Source organism: Streptodolium elevatio (genome assembly GCF_040649515.1).
GTDB classification, from domain to species: Bacteria; Actinomycetota; Actinomycetes; order Streptomycetales; family Streptomycetaceae; genus Yinghuangia; species Yinghuangia elevatio.
The window spans coordinates 1-1,955 of sequence record NZ_JBEZFP010000279.1 but is presented as its reverse complement, the minus strand read 5'-3'; the positions used below and the strand labels follow the sequence as shown (position 1 = coordinate 1,955).

1 protein-coding gene is annotated in these 1,955 nt (G+C 69.3%); it reads left to right on the top strand.

The window, feature by feature from the left end; all coding sequences use genetic code 11:
• The first annotated feature begins 195 nt into the window (after nucleotides 1-195).
• Entirely contained in the window at nucleotides 196-1,293 is a 1,098-nt protein-coding gene (locus AB0C36_RS43015; RefSeq protein ID WP_358365237.1) for an integrase core domain-containing protein, read from the top strand.
• Nucleotides 1,294-1,955: the final 662 nt, after the last annotated feature.

Here is a 1,955-nt window from a genome sequence, read left to right as displayed (position 1 = left end):
CGCCGCGGTGTTGGCCGTCGCCGAGGTCAAGGGCGGCGAGGTGAAGTGGTTCAACCTGTCGCACGCCTGCCCCGGCACGCCTGTAGGTGCCGGTAAATGCGTCCGTGCAGGTCGAAGGGCCTGCACGTCTACGACGCGCCTGCCACTCATACCCGGCTCATACCGGTGACGAGGCCCACGGAAGCATGATCATCCGTGCTGCTCCGACTCGCCTACCTCGCCGTCGCAAACGCGTTCGCCGCGCTGCGGCTGCTGCCGATGAGCAACCGCGACAAGGATGCGGAGATCTTGGCCCTGCGCCACCAGATCACCGTCTTGGAGCGTCAGCTCGGTGACCGGCGGCCACGGTTCGACCCGCCAGACCGGGCCATGCTCGCCGCGCTCCTGCATCCCCTCCCACGCAAGATGCTGCGCCGGATGCGACTGGTCGTGCGCCCGGACACGGTCCTGCGGTGGCACCGCGACCTGGTCCGTCGCCGCCACGTGGCCGCGTCCCGCCGCAAGCGGCCCGGTCGCCCGCCGACCGTGCGCTCGATCCGGGTCCTGGTACTGCGTCTCGCACGGGAGAACCCGGCCTGGGGATACCGCCGCATCCACGGCGAACTGGCCGCCCTCAAGATCCGCGTCGCCGCGTCCACCGTCTGGAAGATCCTCAAGGAAGCAGGCGTCGATCCTGCCCCCGCACGCGGCGCCACCACCCGGTCCGCCTTCTTGCGCTCGCAGGCCGAAGCCGTCCTGGCCTTGGACTTCTTCGAGACCGTGACGCCAAACGGACAGCGCCAGTACGTCCTCGCGGCCATCGAACACGGCACCCGCCGCGTCCGGATCCTCGGCGCCACACCGCATCCCACCGCCACGTGGGTAACCCAGGCCGCCCGGAACCTGGTCATGGACCTCGAAGACGCGGGCGCCAAAGCCAAGTTCCTGATCCGCGACCGGGACGGCAAGTTCCCGGTGCTGTTCGACGAAATCCTCGTCGACGCCGGCATGCGCGTCCTGCTCACCGGAGTGCGCGTACCGCGTATGAACGCGGTCATGGAGCGCTGGGTTCGTACCTGCCGCCACGAACTCCTCGACCGCACCCTGATCTGGAACCAACGCCATCTACTCCACGCGCTACGCGAGTTCGAGCAGCACTACAACGAACACCGGCCACACCGAACACTCGACCAGGGCGCGCCGCTACGGCCTGCGCCCGAACCGATCACTGACCCCGACGAGCTCCAACGCCTGCGCGTTCGCAGACACGACCGGTTGGGAGGCATCCTCCACGAATACCGACATGCCGCTTGACCTGCGCGGATGGATATTCGGCACCCACACCCGCACACCGGCCGGGTCCCACGGCCACGCATGTACCCGGCCGACACCGAACGCGGCCTCCACCTCCGCAGGCGGGTACGGGGACGGTGCCACAATCAGCAGATCCACGACAGGGACGCTCGCCTGCAACTCCTCGATCCGGCCCGCCACATGCCCCATCGCATCCACCCCGCCGCGGGACACCAGCACGAGCACGTCCGGCGCACCGGGAACCGCCGAGCCGGACGGACTGATCCGTCCTGCATCAACCACGACCGCTCCGACCCCCGGGGTGTCCTCGTGCAGGACCGCGAACCGCGCCTGCTCCAATACCCCGACCGCCGCTGCGGCTTGCGGGCCCGCTGAAGGAGCGCACACCGCCCGGACGCCGCACACCAGCTCGTGCGCGTACGCCAGCAATCCGGCGTCTGGACCCACGCCCGTGCGGTGCCGGACCGCAGCAGCCAAGCCCACGAGCCCAGCACCCGCTTCGTCGGAACCGCCACCGCACCACGCCCGCAGCGACCCGCCCGACCCGTCCGCCTCCACCAGCAGCGCTGAACCGCCCCGGGTTTGATGGAGATCTCAGATGGTTGCTGTGACGTGGGGTTTCGCGGTTGTCTGGTAGTAGTTGGCTTCGTACTCGACGGGCG